Genomic DNA, 19,425 nt, shown 5'->3' with positions numbered 1-19,425 from the left:
TGCGGCGCGGCTGCGCCTCTGGCACTTCAACAACATTGTCGCAGCCCCGACCCGCGGTCACGAGCGGGGGCTCCTGTCGTTTCCGTGCCCCTGGATTGGGTCATAGTGTCTGACTTATGCTCAACCTGCGGGGCAATTCATCCCCAAACAAGAAGGCCGAAGCCCCAAAGAGCTTCGGCCTTTGCTTTCTCGCTGTAGACGTAACGCAACTTATCGATTCTCGATGCTGCCGATATTCTTGAGTTCGATGGAGATGAGGCCGTTGGGCTCATTGACGAACTCAATGTACTCGGAATTCGAACCCATCTCGGCCGGGAAGCTGATCTCGATGCCCGTATCGGTACGAATCTTGTGATTGCGCACGGCCGCGCGCTCGACCTGCTTGCGCTCCACAGGAACGCGCTCAGGAACCTTCTCCTCGGTCAGTGCCGCGCGCACGCTCTCTTTGATGACCGGCTCGTCCTCAAAGACCTCATCGACGATATCCCAAGGCGGCAGCTCCTCGTCATCCTCGACCTTCTCGGCAACGGCAGCCTTAACCTTAGCGAGCGCTACGGCCGTATTGGCACCGTGTTCCTCGGCGACTTCCTCGACCACACGCGTCACGGTGTCGATGACCTCCTTACCCGATACGCCCGTGTCGCACTGCAGCAGGCCATCGGGGATAAGCATACGATCCTCGCCGGCAATCTTGCGCTTCTTGTCCACGTAGCCGATCTCCATGGTGCTCGCGCGCACGATGGCATAGCTTGGCACCTTTTGCGAGGGATTCGGCAGAATAGCGTAGTGGCGCGCGATGTCGTTGCGTACCTCCCCTTCCTCGCGGCCCACCTCGTGCATAAAAGCCTGCTTGGAGCCCAGCAGCATCACGGCAAACCAGCGGGCATCCTCATCGTCGTCAAAATCAGCCACGAGCACATCGGTAGACTCGGCTTTCTCGGCTTTGGTGAGCTCGGAGGAGATAAACTCCGCAATCTGCTGCGACAGGTCCACGAATTCGCGCTCGCCAAAGAAATAGCCCTTGAGCTCGCCGCCGAACGCAGAGTTCTCGGCAAACGTGGCGCGTTTATTGTCGGCCGAGGTGCGTGCGCGGCGCAGATGCGTGGTTACGAAATTGCGCACGGTACGACTTTCGATATCGAGCTCGCGCTGGCTCATGACGTTGACGGCAGAGTCAAAGTCCAGGATATGCAGAATCGCGTGATTGATTTTCATATACGGCATTCCGTTCTAGATCGATTTCGGCACGAACCAGTATAGCGGTCGATCCCGCCCCAGGCGCATCGAAGATTGGTGCATCGGGGACAGGTTGCTTTGCACCAATGGTTAGCGCAGGAGCTCGGACTGCCAAGCCTCGAGCTGTTCTGCCAAGCTCTTGCCGGCAGCGGGCATGTCGATCTGGGGACGTTTGGGCAGAAGCGCACACTTAAGAATCGCAACGATAGTCTGCGAGACAAAGCGTCGTGTATCCTTGTCAAAGCCTTGCGCAGCTTGGAGCATCACGGGCAGGCTCTCGCGCAGATTCCCAGCGATATCCGCAAACCGCTCAGCACCCGTAGCCTCAAGCACGGAGAACAACGCATCTACAAAACGCTCGCGCTCGCTAGGCGACACCGCAAGCAGCATCTCGCGAATGGAGCCATCAACGTATCGAGCACCGGCGGACAGGCGCTCACAGTACACGAAGTCGCGACCATCAACCACCCAGCTAAAGGGATTATGCTGAAGCAGGCTGAACTCGGTGCTCTCAACGATGGCATAGTCCTCCTGTGTCTCGAAAATCATGCCAAAGATCGACGACCGAGGTAGCGTCTTGTCGATTCGACCGGATAGGTCGGCGAAGGCGTTGCCGCTCAGAAACTCCTCGACGAAGCCCGGACCATCATGGGAATACGCCCGTTCGATTCGCTCACGGGCGACATCGGGGCACATCGCCGCACCGTACACCGCAAGGTTTCCACCCTTGGAATGACCTCCGCACAAAAGCGGCCCGTCAATCGCATCCGCCGCCTCGTCCACATAACGCGTCGCGGATTCCTGGGCCGGCACAGGACACCGGAACGCCATGTTAAAGTCCTCTTTCCAGCCCACAATCGTGCTGTCGGTCCCCCGGAAGGAAAGATAGCTAAACCCCGCCGGAAACCGGAACGCCATGGCTGCAAACTGCTCTGTCGCCACCACATCGCTCACGGCACGATAGCCGCAAACGTGCACGCCACGGTAGCGAGGGCTTGCTGCCACGGCCTCCAACAAGGCCCTGCTCCCCTCTGGGTCCCACAAGTCGTCAATCATGTCCCGGTAGCACTCGGCACGCAGCAGCTCGCGTACGTCTAGGCCCTGCCAGTCCGTCAGCTCCGCCATATCACCCGGCAAACGCAAATAGGACAGCCACGCAAAGACCAGGCTATCCACCGCGCAGAACGGCCGCTCCTCAAACGGATCAAACGCCGTCTGGGCATAGGTCAAAAAATTAGGCGAATCCGACATGGCCCTCCCATCAACTATGGTGCATTGAGGTCAGGTTACTTTGCACCAAAAAGGCGCCCGGGCCGTGTGGACCCGGACGCCTTCATTGTAGCTTTTCGCTCTGGCGAGCTTGATTTAGCAGGAGAAGTCGACGCTGTCGATGATGTCCTTGAGGGCCTTGGCGGAAGCGGTGAGCTCATGCTGCTCGTCATCGTCCAGCGGGACGGGGACGCGGCAGACAACGCCGTCGCGGCCAACGACAGTCGGCATGGAGATGGCGAGATCGGACAGGCCATACTCGCCCACCATGAGCGAGGAGACGGGCAGAACGGTCTGCTCATCGCGCATGACGGCGGTGCAGATGCGCTTGACGGCCATGGCGACGCCATAGTAGGTGGCGTGCTTCTTCTCGATGATGGTGTAGGCGGAGTTCTTGACGTCCTCGGCGATACGCTTCTCGGCAGCCTCATGCTCCAGGTGGCCGTGAAGCTCACAGAAGGTGTTCAGCGGAACGCCGGCAACCTGAGCGCTGGACCAAGCGACGAACTCGGAGTCGCCGTGCTCACCCATGACATAGGCCTGGACATCGCGCGGGTCAACCTCGACGTGGGCACCAAGCATCTGCTGCAGGCGGCCGGTGTCGAGCACGGTACCGGAACCGATGACGTGGCCCTCGGGCAGGCCGGACATCTTGATGGCGGCGTAGGTCAGAACATCGACCGGGTTGGAGACGATTAACAGAATGCCGTCGAAGCCGGACTTCTTAATCTCGGGAATAATGGACTTGAAGATGCTGACGTTCTTGTTGACCAGGTCCAGGCGGGTCTCACCGGGCTTCTGGGCAGCGCCAGCAGTGACGACGATCATGGCGGCGTCGGCGACATCGGAATAATCGCCGGCGTAGATCTTCATCGGCTCGGCAAACGTCATGCCGTGCGCGATATCCAGGGCCTCACCCTCGGCACGGTTCTTGTCCACGTCGATGAGGACCATCTCGGAGAACAGACCACTCTGCATCAGTGCGAACGCCGAAGACGAACCGACGAAACCGCAGCCGACAATAGCGACCTTCTTCTCGTTAACCATTAGAAACTCCCATCTCTCTCCACAAACAAGCCGCCCGGGAACGACCCGAGCGGCTTGTCGTAATCCCAATACATCCAATCGGGACTTTGATTATGCCCCTATTCGCAGCCAAAAATCGACCGTTTACCGAAATTGTTTGCAGAATTCGTAAAATAACTGCACGAAATCGGTTTCGAGCTATTGACGGGTCGAAATAGGTTTCTAATACAGGCCAGCCTCGCGAATGGCCTCGACAGCCAAAGCGATCTGATCGGGCGGCAAGACCAGTGCCATACGCACGTGCCCCTCGCCCGAAGGGCCAAAGCTCGCGCCCGGCGTCACCACAACGCCGGCCTTCTCCATAAGCTCCTCGCAAAACGCCATGGAATCGGTGCGACCACCGGGAAGCTTGGCCCACACAAACATAGAGCCATGCGCGTTGGGACGCTCCCAGCCCAGGCCCTCAAGACCGTCGCACAGGGCATCGCGGCGTTCCTGGTACTTCAGACGCTGCGCCTCGACCTCATCGCGCGGACCGTTCAGGCAGGCGATAGCAGCCTTCTGGATCGGGAAGAACATACCAAAGTCGATCTGGCCGCGCAGCTTGGCAAAGGCAGAGACCACGTCCTCGCGGCCGACCAAAAAGCCGATACGCGCACCGGTGACGTTAAACGACTTGGAGAGCGAGAAGAACTCCACGCCCACCTCGAGCGCGCCGGGATACTGCAAGAAGCTGCCACCCGGCTCGCCGTCGAACACGATGTCGGAGTACGCGTTGTCATGGACGATGAGCAGATCGTGCTCGCGGGCGAAAGCGATGATCTCCTCGTAGACCTCGGGCGTGCCCACCGAGCCGACCGGGTTCGCGGGCAGCGACACGATCATATACTTGGCACGGTCGGCAACCTCGGGATCGATACCCGCCACATAGGGCAGGTAATTATGCTCGGCAACCAACGGATAGTACTCGAGCTTGGCATCGGCGATCTTGGCACCTGCCTCAAAGACCGGGTAGCACGGATCGGGAACCAGAATGGTGTCACCCGGATCGAGCAGGGCCAGGCCCAAATGGCCCACGCCCTCCTGTGTGCCGTTGCACGACTGCACCATGGACGGCGTAATGCCCGAAACGCCAAAGCGGCGCTCATAGTAATCGCACACGGCTTGCTTGAGTTCGGGCAGGTCGCGCAGGGCATACTTCCACATCTCGGGATCTTGGGCTGCCTGCGTGAGCGCCTCGACCACGTGGTCGTACGGCTTAAAGTCGGGCGTGCCCACGCTCATGTTGTAAATGGTCTTGCCCTGAGCCTTCAGCGCGAGAAGCTTATTGTTGAGCGAGGCGAAGACCTCCGCGCCAAAGCGGTCGAGACGCTGCGATGCCTGCATGGTGCCACCTTTCGATATAAAAAACGCGGCGCTCCGACAAGAGCGCCGCGCGATACGGGCCATCAGATTTCAAAAGTGTAACGCTTACAACCCCCGTATTGGTTCAATTTAGCCAACCTTAGTCAATTGGATTGAGGGCGTCGATCTGCGCGAGCCACAGACGTGAGCTTGCGTCACTCGGCATACGCCAATCGCCGCGCGGGCTGAGCGTCACCGAACCCACCTTGGGACCATCGGGCAGGCAGCTGCGCTTAAACTGCTGGGCAAAGAAGCGACGGTAGAACGTACGTAGCCATGTGTGGACGGTCTTGACATCGTAGACGCCCTCAAAGCTCTTGAGCGCCATGCGGTAGATCTTGGCCGGCTCAAAGCCAAAACGCAGCAGGTAGTAGAGGAAGTAGTCGTGCAACTCGTATGGGCCCACCAAATCCTCGGTCTTCTGCGCAATCTCGCCGTCGCCCGTGGGCGGCAGAAGCTCGGGGGACACCGGCGTATCGAGGATATCGAGCAAGACCTCGGCAATGCGCCCGCCAAAGACATCGGCGGCATAGCGCACCAGATGGCGCACAAGCGTCTTGGGCACGCTCGCGTTGACGGCGTACATGCTCATGTGGTCGCCGTTATAGGTAGCCCAGCCGAGCGCCAGCTCCGACAGGTCGCCCGTGCCAATGACAAAACCGCCAGCCTGGTTGGCCAGGTCCATCAGAATCTGCGTACGTTCGCGCGCCTGGCTGTTCTCGTAGGTTACGTCCTGCACGGCCGGATCGTGCTCAATGTCCTTGAAGTGCTGCTCCACAGCCGCGTGGATCGAAACCTCGCGGAAGCTCACACCCAAGTCGCGGGCGAGCGACTCGGCATTCGACTTAGTGCGGTGCGTCGTGCCAAAGCCGGGCATGGAGACTGCCGTGATGCCCGTGCGCGGCAGCCCCAGTGCATCGAAGGCACGCACGGCTACAAGCAGTGCCAGCGTGGAGTCCAGGCCGCCCGAAAGACCGATGACTGCAGCCTTGGTACCCGTATGGGCAAGGCGGGTCTTGAGGCCGGCAGTCTGCAGGTCGAGGATGGTCTCGCAGCGCTCGGCCAGGTCGCCGTGGTCGGCCGGCACAAAAGGCGCGCGAGGGAAAACGCGGTCGATATCGCAGGCATCGCGCAGAGCAGGCTCTTTGGCCAGCACGCCCTCAAACGAAAACTCAACGGTCGTGGCCTCCGGCGCATCGTCCGCGCGCGCCCACGTCGTCGAGCGACGGCGCTCGGCAACCAGGCGGTCAAGGTCAACGTCGGCGATGGCCATATCGCAGGTAAGCAGTTTGGTCGCGGCGAGCTTGGAGCCGTTTTCGTAGACGAGGTTCTCGCCCGCAAAGACCATATCGGTCGTGGACTCGCCCTCACTCGCGTCCGCATAGGCATAGGCGCAGTACAGGCGCGCGCTCTGGTTGGATATGAGGCTGCGTCGGTAATCCGCCTTACCGATAATCTCGTCCGAAGCCGACGGATTGAGGATCACCGTCGCACCGGCAAGCGCCATCTCGGTCGAAGGGGGCGCCGGCACCCACAGGTCCTCGCAGACCTCAACGCCCAGCACCATATCCTCGGCACCTTCATCACAGCAGCGGTAGACAAGCCCCGAACCCAGCGGAACCGGACCCTGACCGGCAAACTCGACCCACACAGAATCTACGGGCGCCGGAGCAAACCAGCGGCGCTCATAAAACTCACCGTAATTGGGCAGATACTTTTTGGCCGTGAGGCCCAAAAGCTCGCCCGCGCAGCACACGGCGGCGCAGTTGTAGATACTCTCGGCAACTGCAACGGGAAGACCGATGGTAAAGACAATCGGCAGCCCGCGGGTTTCATCGAGAATATGTGCCAGTGCGGTCTCGCAGGCATGCAGTAATGTGCGGTTATGGAACAGATCGGCCGCGGTATAGCCAGTCAGATTAAGCTCGGGCAAAACCAGAGCACGAACGCCGCGCTCGGCAGCCTCGCGAACGGCCGCCAGCGCAACCTCGGCATTGCCCTCGACATCGGCCACGCGAATCCGCGGCGACGCCGCCGCCACACGCAAAAAGCCATCGTTCTTATTAGCCGAAACGCAGCATTGCTTTGTTGATCTGGACACTGGAGGCCCCTTCTACCCTGAGATTCAGTCTAACGGACGTTCACATATCTCTAACTAGCCAAAGCAACCTCCCAGTTTACTGAGAGGCCAACCTGTGCTAAGAGCATGTATTTCAAAATTAAGGCATATCAACGTCACATCTGCATATCAACGTCACATCTTTCGCAAATAATTCAATTGAAACACAACTACCATCATAATTGAAAATACACCAAGTCCTGTAACGAGAATTGAGAACATCGCGATGCTCGTGAACAGCGAAACAAGGAGTGTTGAAATAACAACAGCAACCGATTGCAAAGACTCCCTAATTGAAAACAGGCCTATCGATTCAGATCCGTCTCTCGCCAAATCCTGCAGCGATGTTATGAGAAGCACATCTTGAATGGCGTTTCCGGCACCGACGATAAAAAGGAAAATAAACGATATCCCAGACGCATAGCGATAGCCAAACGCCAGATACGCACCGAGCGCAAGATACGTCACAAAACAATATGATTTAACGCAATCGGAACCACTGATTAAACGACCATATATTGTATTTCCGAACAACAGTCCGATTGTAAGACTGCTCTGAAGGAATCCGTATTGTATCGATGACGAGTCAAATTGCAATTGCGCTATAGCTGGCAAAAGAGAATTCAGAGAGCCGAATGCCACGCCACTAGAAATATCGATTAATAGGAAACCAATTGCCAAGTGCTTCGCGCTAAGATCACTAAATTCAGTCCTGTATTTTTCATTTTTGCTTATCCCCTCTTTATCATTAACCTCGATAACCGACGGAACATCTCGCAGCAACCAGAACGACGCGGCAAAAGATAGCGCGTCTAATGCAAGAACAGCCTCCGCCCCAAATTGAGCGACAACAAAACCGCCGGCAACTGGCCCCAGAACCATCATCAAATTCTGCAGAAACCCAAACGAATTATTAATTACGTCGCGATTGATACTATTCGTATTGGCTCTTAACAACGAGTAAAAGCAGGGCATTTCAACCGTTCGGCAAAGCGATACCGCGCACGTAATAGCAAACATACTCCATTTACTATCAACAAAAATATAGCAAATGAATAATCCCGCGCGAATTAAGTCTGCCAATCTCATGGCCTGCAGTGTCCCGATACCCATCTTCTGAGGCAGCTGCGCGAGCGCAACTGAAAACAGAGAGGGGGCAAATCTGCAGCAGACCATCAAAGCAGTTGCAGAAACATCGTGAGTTACCTCGTAAATCAGCATTGGCAAAGCAATATTCGCACACCAATTGCCTATTTCGCTTATCCCTCTAGCAATATATAGGACCCGAACCGGACGGCTAGCTCTCAATACCGTGAACATCACGATTAACCTCGTATTTCAGGCCTCGTTCATCCCTTAATAGGAATCCATAATCAACCAAATACCGCCTCAACACGGCATAATCAGGATAGAGCTGTGAAAGCACACGATTAACCTGAAGCTCCGTATAACTTGTATTTAATTCAAAGAAAGAGACGGCCCATAGCAGCATGATTCTTTTATAGCTTTCCTTTTTTGGAATTGAAACCAGCTCGCCATTCTTGAGAAATCGTTTTTTAAAGTCTATTAGCTCATCCATTCACATCCTCCATTTCATACGCATCTAATACTAAAAATGCATACGCTTTAGGTCATCGCATTCAGCTTCTTTATTCGAACTAATCTAAATAATTTGCTCAAACACTCTTCGAAAGCTCGTTTTTCACTCTGAGTAAAATGCCCTTCCCAGTCAGTCCACGAACAGGAAGGCAACTCACAACGAGCGGAGTCGAAGCCCTCTGCCGTCGGTCGTTCAAAATGCACGATAACCTTTTCGACATCGACATCTGTAATCAGGTCAGAATGAATGACCTCGGTACCGTCTTCGAATGTCATATACGGGTACATCACGTAAACCACCTCGCAATCGTAAGTCCAGTTTAGCATCAAGCTATTTCGCCAAAGACAGCAAGCCCCCCTTGATGAGTTGATGGTATCTGTTAAACGTCACGCACGATTCACATCTGGTGGGTACCCTGATGGCTACACGAAACGAAGCAGATTTACACCGGGAGGACCCCGTATGACAACCAAGTACACTGACGCGCCGCGCACGCGCGTTATGACGCCGGCATCGCTCAACAACGGCGTGCACGAGAACCACTCCATCGGACAGACCATGGCCATCGCGCCCAAAAAGGGCCTGTTCGACGACATTTCCATTCCTCAGATCATTGCCGGCGCCGCAGCCGCCGCCACGAGCGTCGCGCTTGCCTCCAAGATCGGTATCGCCGGATCGGTAATCGGCGCCGCCGTGAGCTCGGTCATCACCGTTGTGTCTTCGCAGGTCTACCGCCACTTTATCTCTGCCAGCGCCGAAGCCCTCAAAGGTACACACACCGCCGACGACTACCCTGCCGGCGCCTATGAACCCGTTGAGCTTGATGCCGAGGAGCACCTGGGCGGCGCCGCGACTACGCAGGAGATGCGCCAGATTGCGGGGCGCGCGACCACGGCGCGCGTCGCTCCCGACAGTCTGCGCGCCAAGGCGGCGGCAGAGCGCAGCCAGACGCAAAAGAAGGTCATCGTCTTCTCGATCGCCATCGCCATCGTCGCGGTCATCGCCTGCGCCGGCGCCATCCTTATAACCACCGCCGGTGAGGGTCTGGGCGAGCGCCCCGAGCCAATCCTTTCGTCGCGCACGACCGAGAGCGATGCAAATGGCAACACCCAGTCGCAGGATCAGCAGGCACAGGCGGACGGCACGCAAGACAGTTCTACCTCTGCCGATTCGTCCTCGAACACCCAAAACCAATCGCAGGGCACCGATTCCTCTACGGCCAACAGTGGCACGCCGTCCGGCACGACCGACTCAAGCCAAACGACTGACGGTTCACAGCCGAACACGGGCGACCAAACGAGCGACACCACGTCGGGAACGGGCGCAGCAGACAGTAGCAACACCAACAGCTCGAGCGGAACCGCTTCCGGCACGGCATCTGACAACTCGAGCCAAGGCACGGCATCGGGCAACTAAGCACATTTGTCTCTCATAGATAACCGACCTGTACAACGGGCGCGAATCGAAAGCGGTTCGCGCCCGTTTGCCTTGGGCGCCGAGGCGGCACGCCCCGTGCGATGGTAAGATGCTTTGGTGTGTAAAGAGGAGATTTGCCATGAGCAAGACAATAGTTAGGCCCACGCTTTCGCTGGGCAACCACATCTATCTGTATCGCCTGCTGCGCGATGCAATCGGATGCGGCAAGCAAACGTTTATGACGCAGGTCGAGGAGGCACTCGCCGCTGGTGACATGGCCGCTTATGACCTCGGCTTTGAGTCCACGCGCGAGCTGCTCGAGGAGCTCGACGACTGCATTAAGCTGACCGTCTTTAAGGGCGGTCGCCTGTATGCCACCGTCATCGCCAACGATGCCTGGGATGCCGCCCTTGCCAAGGGCGAGGACAAGCCCAAGGCAGCCAAGGGCGCTAAACAGTCCTACAAAAAGAAAAAACGCGGTGAGAAGGACCTCAAGGCCGTGCGTCCCAAGCACGTTAAGCGTCCCGAGCCCGTAGTTGAAGCTGTGCCCGAGCCCGAGCCCGAGATCGAAGTCGCTATTGAGGTAACGGCAGAAGCCGAAACCGAAATCGCCACCACGGCCGATCCCAAAGTCATATCCGAGCAGGAAGCCACTGCGGAGCTCAACGAAGCTCCCAAGTCGACAACCGAAGAAGCCGCCGACCAGCCCGAGACGTCTGCGTTCCAAAACAGCGATGTCTTTGGCGACGAGGCCGAGGACGATCAGCCTTGCGAGCCCGCAGAACAGGACGCTACCGAGGTGGCATCGGAGCCCGAGGCACCGCAGCCTGCCATCTCGCTCACGGTCGTCTATGACCCCGAGAACGCCAACGCCGGCATCACCACCATGGCCTCCACGCCCATCGAGGCAAAGTCGAGCGTCGAGAATCAGAGCGCTCCGCAAGTCGAGTTCGACACCGCGACCGCAGACGCACCCGCCATCGTCGAGCCCGCAGATTCCGCGGCGATGCCGAAAGCGGACACCGAATCAGTACTCGGCGCCGAACCCGCGCCCGTCATCGAGGTGACGCCCGTCAATGAGCAGGCCTTCGCACCGACGATGGTACCGGCCCCCGCACCCGTAGCGCCCGCCATCCCCGAGGACTTCCCCATCGATTTCGCAACCGAGGTCTTCTGCCCCGGTCCATTGCTACACCAGCTGTCGACCTATCTCCCCTACGGCGCCGATACCCTCGGCATTGTCGGCGAGTACTACTGGATCGCCCGCGAGCGCGGTACCATCGAGGCCGCGCGAAACCGCGCAAGCTTCCCCCTGCGTTACACGCAGGCAGGCGAGCGCCACGAAGTCACCGTGCGCATCCGCCGCAACACCACCGGCGGCCTCGGAGCCGCCTGGACCATCGACAAGGTCAACGCCCCGGTCGAGTAAAAAACGGCCTCGGATAGCCAATTGACCATCCGAGGCCGTTTAAATTCAGGCCTTTTAGTTGTCATCGGCGCATATAGACACCAGAGAAGCAAGCTCCTCCTCAAGTTGCGGAGCAAAATACCTAAAAGAAACTTGTGCTCCAATCGGTATCGACTCAATCATATTCGCAGCATTATCTGAAACACGGTACGATGCAGTTTCACCTGTCTTTAATTCCTCTATTGAGCAGACAGCGTCTTCAGCATCAATCGACCTAAGCATGCCTTTACCTTGCAACATCACATCGGCATGCCCACCAGCTATTTCCAATGAATCTGAGTTTGTCACAGACATTTCTCCGGAATCTCCGCGCGGCATCTCTTCTTTTGTTGAACAGCTCACCAATAAAGCCATCAACACCAAAGACAGGACTAAACGAATCGTCCTACTTCGAAAAAGTCGTTCCATAAGTCCACGCATAATAACTCTGATCATACTTCAGGAAGGATAAGGATGAATTCCAGCCGTCCGCTATGCCAATCATCTGCCTTGTCTCTCCAGTTTTCTTACCAGTAAGTGTGGCGTAAGCCTCCGCTGTTACAGAATGGGCTGATCCGTTGTACAAACTCGCATGTAAAACATTCGGTCTATTAGAGTTAATCTCATTTTGAATGTTCACGATAGCCGGGGAGGAGACAGTGCGAGCGATAAGATTACTCCCTCTGCTTGCGCAGTAATTTGTAAACCCCGTTGCACAGGTTGAAATCGGCGTTCCGCCCAAAACAACACCGGGAACAGTCTGTTCTTCATCGGAAAGAGCATGGGTATTGGTGTAATTCCATATCTGCATATATTGCGAAGGGTCGCTATATAAATTGGCAATGCCATACAGTTCCGCAACGTTCGAAAAAGCTGTCACCATACAAGCATAGTGGGCGGTAAGCCTCTTAATCTCGCTTTCATCATATGACATAAACTGAGAAATGGAACGAAATCCAGATACTGTGTAATCCTGCATTTGAGTTGCGTAAATTACAACATCGTTCCAGCTTGAAGGTTTATTCGATAAAACGACAGGCCGTCCTTCTATGGAAACAGCCGGGATTGTTCTTCCGCAATTTGTTGTTATTGAACCGTCCAAAGATTGCACGCCGAATTCGAATGGATTGATCATTACGACTGGGTTATTGAAAGAATAAGGCTCGACACCAAGATCTCCTCCCCGATCCATAGGGCTGACTAAGCCGTCTCCAAAACGATATCCCGTAAGTATTTCATCATCTGAAGCATCTAAAACCAAATAGCCCGCGGCTCTATTGGATGTCACAACCGGAACAATGTAACCAAGCGGGGACCCATCAACGTCTACAAAAGGAATAGGGTCAGAAGGCGTATACGAAGAGCCGAGGAGTCCCTTTATATATTTATCGGCAAGCTCTTGCGCAATTTCAGAAGTAAATTGTATCTGCTCACCATCAATATTGCCCGTCGAAGCAAAAACCTCTTTCGGACGTGCGGCTAAGGCGACAATTGAAGACGCGACAAGTTGCAGAAAACGACGACGCGAAAGCATATGTTCTTCTTTCTAGAGGAGCGACTTATAAGATACTCCTATTCTATAACCTTTTTTGTAACGTTACAGCACTGGTTATATTTCAATTCGATTCGCTTATGTCCTTGTAACCCAATACGTCTTTACGTTTTAAACGGAATTAGAAAATCACTCATAGCAAAAACGGGCTTTAATCCCAAAGAGATGACTTTGATTATGAATCAAACCAGCAGCCAGGGCATAGCTGCAGTGCAATTGCTACAAGAAAGGCCGCCCTTGCTGGCGGCCTTTCTACTTGCTACTAGTCACGCGTCAGCTTGCGGTGAATACGATGCGGCTGGGCTGCGTCCTCGCCCAGGCGCTCGATGCGGTTGGCTTGATAGGCCTCGAAGTTGCCCTCGAACCAATACCAGTTGCCCGGATTATCGTCGGTGCCCTCCCACGCCAGAATGTGCGTGGCGACGCGGTCCAGGAACATACGGTCGTGGCTAATGACCACCGAGCAGCCCGGGAACTCGAGCAGCGCCGCTTCGAGCGAGGACAGCGTCTCGACATCGAGGTCGTTCGTGGGCTCGTCGAGGAGCAGCAGGTTGCCGCCCTGCTTGAGCGTAAGCGCCAGGTTCAGACGGTTGCGCTCGCCACCGGAGAGTACGCCAGCGCGTTTCTGCTGGTCCTGGCCCTTAAAGCCAAAGCTCGCCACATAAGCACGGCTCGGAACCTCGGTCTCGCCGACCATCATGTGGTCCAGGCCGTCCGAGACGACCTCCCACAGGTTCTTGTCGGGGTCGATGCCGGAACGGTTCTGATCGACATAGGAGATCTTGACGGTCTCGCCCACCTCGAGCTCGCCCGAAGTCAGCGGCTCCAGGCCCACGATGGTCTTGAAGAGCGTAGTCTTGCCCACACCGTTGGGGCCGATGACGCCCACGATGCCGTTACGCGGCAGGGTGAAAGAAAGGTCGTCGATGAGCACGCGGCCATCGAACTCCTTGTGCAGATGATGGGCCTCGAGCACCTTGTTGCCCAAACGCGGGCCCACAGGGATGCGGATGTCGGTCCAGTCGAGCTTCTGGCTTGCGCGGGCCTCGGCCTCCATCTCCTCGTAGCGAGCCAGGCGGGCCTTGTTCTTTGCCTGGCGAGCTTTGGGCGAGCTGCGTACCCACTCGAGCTCGGCCTCCATGCGCTTGGCAAGCTTGGCATCGCGGTTGCCCTGCGCCTCGATACGGGCGGCCTTGGTCTCCAGATACGTGGAGTAGTTGCCCTTGTAGGGATAAAGGTGACCGCGGTCGACCTCGCAGATCCACTCGGCAACGTTATCCAGGAAGTAGCGATCGTGCGTGACGGCCAGCACCGCGCCCTGGTAGTTGTGCAGGAAATGCTCAAGCCACAGGATCGACTCGGCGTCCAGGTGGTTCGTGGGCTCGTCGAGCAGCAGCAGGTCGGGAGCCTCGAGCAGCAGCCTGCACAGGGCCACGCGGCGGCGCTCGCCGCCGGAAAGCACGTTAACCGGCATGTCGGAATCGGGCAGCTGCAGGGCGTCCATGGCCTGGCCGAGCTTGGAATCGATATCCCAGCCGTCAGCGGCGTCGATCTCGTCCTGGAGCTTGCCCATCTCGGCCATGAGGGCGTCCATGTCGCAGTCCGGGTCGCACATCTCCTCGCCGATCTTGTTGAAGCGATCGACCTTGGCAATCATGTCGCCAAACGCCATGCGCACGTTCTCGATGACGGTCTTGTCGTCGTCGAGCGGCGGCTCCTGCTGCAGGATACCCACGGTGTAGCCGGGGGTGAGCCTGGCATCGCCGTTGGAGACCTCCTCGATGCCGGCCATGATCTTGAGCAGGGTCGACTTGCCCATACCGTTGGGGCCCACGACGCCGATCTTGGCACCGGGGTAGAAGCTCAGGGTCACGTCGTCAAGGATTACCTTGTCGCCATGGGCCTTGCGAGCCTGATACATCTGGTAGATAAACTCCGCCATTTGTCTGTTTTATCCTTTCTACCTGCTGTTTCCATATTCTTGTTTCGCTTTAGTGGAAACGAAATGAGGAAACCGGCTCTGAAACTTAGCGAAAAAGGGGCATGGTTGCCCACACCCCCTAATACTACCTGGGAAAAGTCCCCCGGGACACACTATGAACTGCGTACGCTAGTTTTCCGCAACCTTAACGAACAGCCCGCTGAGATTTGCGCCACAGCAGATACGAGTAGACGTAGACGGCTCCGACCGAACCAAACGCCAGAACCGCAATCACCGCGGCGACGACTTCACTCGAAAGCACCGCACCTGCCACGCCCATCGCAATCAGGCCAACACCCAGCACCATAAAGCAGGCACCGCCAAAGCGCTGCGTACGGCGCCAGTTCTCGGGATCGGCAAGCGCCCAAGGCGTCTTGATACCGAGCGTATAGTTCTGCTTCACACGCGGCAAGTAGTTGCCTACGCCGATGAACAGCAAACCGATAGCACCGGAAATCAGCACGTTGACCGAACCGACCGCCGGCACCACGCCCCAGACCGTAAGCTCACCCAACCAGCTTACGGCGCACATGAACAAGGTGAAGGCGATTACGAAGCCCTGATAGAACTTGCCCGAGGTTCGATATGCCTCACCTTTGGGATCGATGCGCGGCACCACGCAGAACATTGCGAGAAGCACCAGAGGCAGCACGCCGAGCGCGGAGGCCATCCAGCTGGGACCCCAACCGTCGACGGCGCCGTTCGCGCCCCAGTGCGTGGGAATCTGCCCAGGCAAGCTCGGCATCACCATGAGGTGCGCTACGACATTGGCGACGCACAGAGCGATCAGCGCAATCCACACACGCCGCGATACCCCCGTGGCGTGAATGCCCTTGTTTTCGTTATTCATCCTTATCACCTTCCGTGTTTGTAAAGCCCATAAACCAACCAATCAAATCCTGCATGACGGTGGTATTTAAGCTGTATACGATGTTTTGGCCATGGCGCTCGTCGGTCACCAACCCGGCGTTTTTGAGCGTCGCCAAGTGATGGCTCAACGACGGCTTGCTGATGTCAAAATGCTCGGCAAGCTCCCCGGCCGTGCGATTGCCCTCGCGCAGCAGTTCCAAAATGTGACGCCGTGTAGGATCGGCCAGCGCCTTAAAACCCTCTCCCGGCATAAGACCTCCTCTCATCATTTCGTTCGACGCGCACACTATACTCGATATTTAGATGTTTGTCTAACTATCTAACCGCAATGCTTCAAACCACATCAAAGCAAACGCCATCGCAGCCTATGGGCGATTACCTATAATGGCGATAGCTAGAACACGATTCACTTCCCCATCGGAGGATGTCTATGACTGAAACCACAGCCGCAACTCCCAACGAGACACGCGACACCAAGCTCGAGATCATCATGGGCCGCGAGGCACTCGATAAGCTCGCTGATGCCACGGTGCTGGTGCTCGGCTGCGGAGGCGTGGGATCTAACTGCTGCGAGGCACTTGCCCGCGGCGGCATCGGTCATTTCGTCATTCTGGACAAGGACATCGTCGCGCCCAGCAATATCAATCGCCAGGCTATCGCCTTTCACAGCGCCGTCGGCAAACGCAAGGTCGATGTTATGGAAGCCATGATTCGCGATATCAATCCCGCCGCCACCGTTATCAAGCGCACCGAATACCTGCTGAGCGACAACATCGACGAGTTCTTCGCGAGCGTTTTGGAGCAAACAGACGGCAAGCTCGACTACGTCGTCGACGCCATCGACACCATCTCGGCCAAGCTCACCATTGCCAAATATGCTCAGGACCACGGCATTCGTTTGGTTAGCTCCATGGGCGGGGCCAACAAGCTCCATCCCGAGTGCCTCCGCTTTGCCGACATTTTCGATACGGTACGTGACCCCATGAGCCGCATCATGCGCAAAGAATGCAAGAAGCGCGGCATCAAGAGCCTACATGTACTGTTTAGCTGCGAGGAATCGGTTAAGACACAGCCCCGCGACCCTTCCAATATCCACGAGCGCACCGAGTTGGGCACCGCCAGCTTTATGCCGCCCATCATGGGCCAGATGATTGCCGGCGAGGTTATCCGCCAGATCAGCGGGCGCGGCACTGAGCGCGTACGCTCCGATGGCCAGCGCCTGGACTAGCAGGATGCCCTGCGATGGAACCGCGATTCTTTGACACGCATTGTCACCTTGATTTGATGCTCAGCCCCGATGCTGCAGCCAGTGAGTCGGCGGCGTTGGATCTGGGGCTCTTTGACTGCGGGGTCGACCCACGCGACTTCGCGGCAGCAAAAAAGCGGGCCAGCCGCTACCCAAACATTATCGCGGGCGCTGGCCTCCATCCCTGGTGGCTCGCCGACGGCCGTTGCGGTCCTGCCGAAGTCAATCTGCTTTGCGAAGTTGCTGACCAAGAGCGCTATATCGGCGAGGTAGGACTCGACTTTTCCGCGCGCTTTGCCGGAAGCGAACCGCTACAAATACAGGCATTTGACCGGCTCTGCAATGCCCTCGTGCAGCATCCTCTTGCAGGTCGCGTGATATCAATTCACGCCGTTCGTTCAGCAGGAGCCGTACTGGACGCCCTCGAATCGCATGGGCTACTCATCCCAAACCCCGACTCCCCCGCTATCATCTTCCACTGGTTTAGCGGCACTTCGGACGAACTCGCCCGCGCGCGTAATGCGGGCTGCTATTTTTCCGTCAACGAACGCATGCTCGCGACCAAGCGCGGTCGCGAATACGCACGACAGATTCCACTCGACCGCCTGCTGCTCGAGACCGATGCGCCGGCCGAGCCAAACACAGAAACAAGCGCGCAGTCGCTCATCAGATCGCTCGCAAGGACCTCGATGCGCATTGCCTCACTCAAAAACTGTGACGCAAAGCGCATCGAGTCGGTAGTTTTAGCAAATGCGCACTCTGTTTTTGACCTTCGCTAACCCCTGTGGGCAAAAATGCCAAGGGGCATGCGAATCGCACAACGCAGTCCCTATTGGTAGGCAGTACAATTCGGCAGCATTACACCAATTCGTGCATGAGATCACGGTTGCGTGCATACAATTCGTCAAAGATATGACGGCGCGACGCATATAACTCGTGGGCAGCCATATCGGGCACGATTGTTTGCGCAACGCCAAGGACTTGGGCGAGCTCATCCCATGATGCATAGGCGCCACCTGCGAGAGCTGCCATGATGGCATCACCGAAGCATGCACCCACCGTAACCTTGGCAACCGAGACCTCGCGCCCGCATACGTCGGCGATAGCCTGCATCCAAACTGGATTCTTGGTTCCACCTCCGACAAGCATAATGCGCCCAATTGGCAGTCCATGCTCTCGCTCGATAATGTCGACATGGGATGCAACGGTATACGCGACGCCTTCCAAGGCGGCGCGAACCATATGGGCTCGCGTATGCCTTCCGGTCAGGCCAAAGAAGACGCCACGCGCCTCGGGATCGTTGAGCGGAGTACGCTCCCCCGCAAAGTACGGCAGACACAGGAGCCCATCGGCACCCGGCGCCACATCGGCGGCATCATGCGCCATAACCGAATATGCATCGGGGCCACCGTGGTCCTCGGCCTCTACGGCGTCGCGATACAGCTCTTGGCGCAGCCACGATGTGAGTGCACCCGCCGTATTGGTCCCCGCGCAGATCCCGTAAGTTCCGGGAATGATAAACGTCCCCGGCCACAGGCGGGCATCATCGATCATATGATCGGCTAGGTAGATGAAATACGCCGTACTCCCCAACTGAATCATCATATCGCCGGGACGGAATACACCCGTCGAAATGGCCTCGGCACCAGAGTCGCCCGTTCCCACTAAGACAGGTGTCCCTGCCGCGAGCCCCGTCGCCTCAGCCGCACGCTGCGACGCTCGCGGACCTCATCGGCAAGCTCGCCCGAAGCACCACGACCGGCAGCCGAACTGCCGATGACCATCGCATCTGGAAGACAATTAAAGAGAAGTGAATCGGCAATGTCCGCAGTCGTGCGGTCGTCGAGATAAACCTCCCCCCCCCCTCGCTCGTGATGAAGTGAAAAAGCTTGAGGTCGTCCAGGCGCAGCGCCGTCTTGCGACGCATGGTGTGAGTGAAATCTCGGTCAATCAGCCCGAGATCACCGGCCCAGGCACCGCAAAAAATGCAGCGCGTGAACTGCGCTTGGCGGCTTCCACGACTTGCGACACGCTTCCGCCCGGATAATACAACGGATCACCTGGCAGAGGACGCAGACTAAACTGAAGGGACTGACCCCGGAGGAGTTCCGGAGCCAGTCCCTTGCGGCGTAGTGGAGTGGGTATGATGAATTGGACACCTAGTTAAGAGCGAAAGGTGTTCAAGATGACCCAAAGAAGAAAGCGATACGACAGGCAGTTCAAGGTCTCGGCGGCAAAGGTGGTCCTGTCCGGGGAAAT

17 protein-coding genes are annotated in these 19,425 nt (G+C 57.0%); 4 read left to right on the top strand and 13 right to left on the bottom strand.

Annotation, left to right across the window (positions count from 1 at the left end; genetic code table 11):
* Positions 1-210: 210 nt before the first annotated feature.
* The 7 genes from AAAX31_RS09710 to AAAX31_RS09680 form a co-directional block, all read right to left on the bottom strand.
* Positions 211-1,215 carry a nucleoid-associated protein gene (locus AAAX31_RS09710; protein ID WP_022094136.1) on the bottom strand — a complete coding sequence of 335 codons (1,005 nt, stop codon included), beginning with the start codon at positions 1,213-1,215 and terminating at the stop codon, positions 211-213.
* Positions 1,216-1,326: 111 nt separating this feature from the next.
* Positions 1,327-2,487, bottom strand: a complete 1,161-nt coding sequence (locus AAAX31_RS09705; RefSeq protein ID WP_117840191.1) for an Mbeg1-like protein — start codon at positions 2,485-2,487, stop codon at positions 1,327-1,329.
* A gap of 114 nt (positions 2,488-2,601) precedes the next feature.
* On the bottom strand, positions 2,602-3,552 hold the full coding sequence (locus tag AAAX31_RS09700) for an L-lactate dehydrogenase (RefSeq protein ID WP_117564413.1): 951 nt from the start codon (positions 3,550-3,552) through the stop codon (positions 2,602-2,604).
* A gap of 201 nt (positions 3,553-3,753) precedes the next feature.
* Positions 3,754-4,917, bottom strand: coding sequence for an aminotransferase class I/II-fold pyridoxal phosphate-dependent enzyme (locus AAAX31_RS09695; RefSeq protein WP_006234344.1), 1,164 nt, complete (start codon positions 4,915-4,917; stop codon positions 3,754-3,756).
* A gap of 118 nt (positions 4,918-5,035) precedes the next feature.
* Positions 5,036-7,036, bottom strand: a complete 2,001-nt coding sequence (locus tag AAAX31_RS09690) for an NAD(+) synthase (RefSeq protein ID WP_349077079.1) — start codon at positions 7,034-7,036, stop codon at positions 5,036-5,038.
* A gap of 153 nt (positions 7,037-7,189) precedes the next feature.
* Positions 7,190-8,374 (bottom strand): MFS transporter, encoded by a 1,185-nt coding sequence (locus AAAX31_RS09685; RefSeq protein WP_117840189.1) that lies wholly within the window; start codon positions 8,372-8,374, stop codon positions 7,190-7,192.
* On the bottom strand, positions 8,352-8,633 hold the full coding sequence (locus AAAX31_RS09680) for a DUF2087 domain-containing protein (RefSeq protein ID WP_055251466.1): 282 nt from the start codon (positions 8,631-8,633) through the stop codon (positions 8,352-8,354). Before AAAX31_RS09680 ends, AAAX31_RS09685 begins: the two co-directional genes overlap by 23 nt.
* A 483-nt stretch (positions 8,634-9,116) precedes the next feature.
* Here AAAX31_RS09680 and AAAX31_RS09675 point away from each other — a divergent pair, with 483 nt between their 5' ends.
* Positions 9,117-10,070, top strand: a complete 954-nt coding sequence (locus AAAX31_RS09675) for a hypothetical protein (RefSeq protein WP_117840188.1) — start codon at positions 9,117-9,119, stop codon at positions 10,068-10,070.
* 139 nt (positions 10,071-10,209) lie between these two features.
* Positions 10,210-11,499, top strand: a complete 1,290-nt coding sequence (locus tag AAAX31_RS09670; RefSeq protein ID WP_117840187.1) for a hypothetical protein — start codon at positions 10,210-10,212, stop codon at positions 11,497-11,499.
* 54 nt (positions 11,500-11,553) lie between these two features.
* Here AAAX31_RS09670 and AAAX31_RS09665 read toward each other — a convergent pair whose 3' ends face one another.
* The 5 genes from AAAX31_RS09665 to AAAX31_RS09645 all read right to left on the bottom strand — a co-directional run bounded on the left by AAAX31_RS09665 (position 11,554) and on the right by AAAX31_RS09645 (position 16,171).
* The gene (locus AAAX31_RS09665; RefSeq protein ID WP_147332644.1) at positions 11,554-11,946 is read right to left on the bottom strand and encodes a hypothetical protein; all 393 of its coding nucleotides are present in this window, start codon (positions 11,944-11,946) and stop codon (positions 11,554-11,556) included.
* Complete coding sequence (locus AAAX31_RS09660) at positions 11,924-13,051, bottom strand: hypothetical protein (protein ID WP_147332645.1); 1,128 nt, start codon at positions 13,049-13,051, stop codon at positions 11,924-11,926. Before AAAX31_RS09660 ends, AAAX31_RS09665 begins: the two co-directional genes overlap by 23 nt.
* 280 nt (positions 13,052-13,331) lie before the next feature.
* Positions 13,332-15,011: an energy-dependent translational throttle protein EttA gene (gene ettA, locus AAAX31_RS09655; protein WP_349077076.1), complete on the bottom strand. Its 1,680-nt coding sequence runs from the start codon at positions 15,009-15,011 to the stop codon at positions 13,332-13,334.
* A 184-nt stretch (positions 15,012-15,195) separates the two neighbouring features.
* On the bottom strand, positions 15,196-15,900 hold the full coding sequence (locus tag AAAX31_RS09650; protein ID WP_117840184.1) for an SdpI family protein: 705 nt from the start codon (positions 15,898-15,900) through the stop codon (positions 15,196-15,198).
* Positions 15,893-16,171 (bottom strand): autorepressor SdpR family transcription factor, encoded by a 279-nt coding sequence (locus AAAX31_RS09645; protein WP_147332646.1) that lies wholly within the window; start codon positions 16,169-16,171, stop codon positions 15,893-15,895. Before AAAX31_RS09645 ends, AAAX31_RS09650 begins: the two co-directional genes overlap by 8 nt.
* A 179-nt stretch (positions 16,172-16,350) precedes the next feature.
* On the opposite strand from AAAX31_RS09645, the gene AAAX31_RS09640 reads away from it, so the two are divergent.
* Both AAAX31_RS09640 and AAAX31_RS09635 read left to right on the top strand, forming a co-directional pair.
* Positions 16,351-17,148 carry a tRNA threonylcarbamoyladenosine dehydratase gene (locus AAAX31_RS09640; RefSeq protein WP_349077075.1) on the top strand — a complete coding sequence of 266 codons (798 nt, stop codon included), beginning with the start codon at positions 16,351-16,353 and terminating at the stop codon, positions 17,146-17,148.
* A gap of 14 nt (positions 17,149-17,162) precedes the next feature.
* A complete protein-coding gene (locus AAAX31_RS09635) occupies positions 17,163-17,945 on the top strand; it encodes a TatD family hydrolase (RefSeq protein WP_349077073.1) in 783 nt (260 codons plus the stop codon).
* Between the two features lie 79 nt (positions 17,946-18,024).
* Here AAAX31_RS09635 and AAAX31_RS09630 read toward each other — a convergent pair whose 3' ends face one another.
* The gene (locus AAAX31_RS09630; RefSeq protein ID WP_231500795.1) at positions 18,025-18,831 is read right to left on the bottom strand and encodes an FGGY-family carbohydrate kinase; all 807 of its coding nucleotides are present in this window, start codon (positions 18,829-18,831) and stop codon (positions 18,025-18,027) included.
* Positions 18,832-19,425: the final 594 nt, after the last annotated feature.

The organism is Collinsella sp. CLA-ER-H5 (genome assembly GCF_040092375.1).
In the GTDB taxonomy this organism is placed as follows: domain Bacteria; phylum Actinomycetota; class Coriobacteriia; order Coriobacteriales; family Coriobacteriaceae; genus Collinsella.
This window is presented reverse-complemented; position numbering and strand designations above follow the sequence as displayed.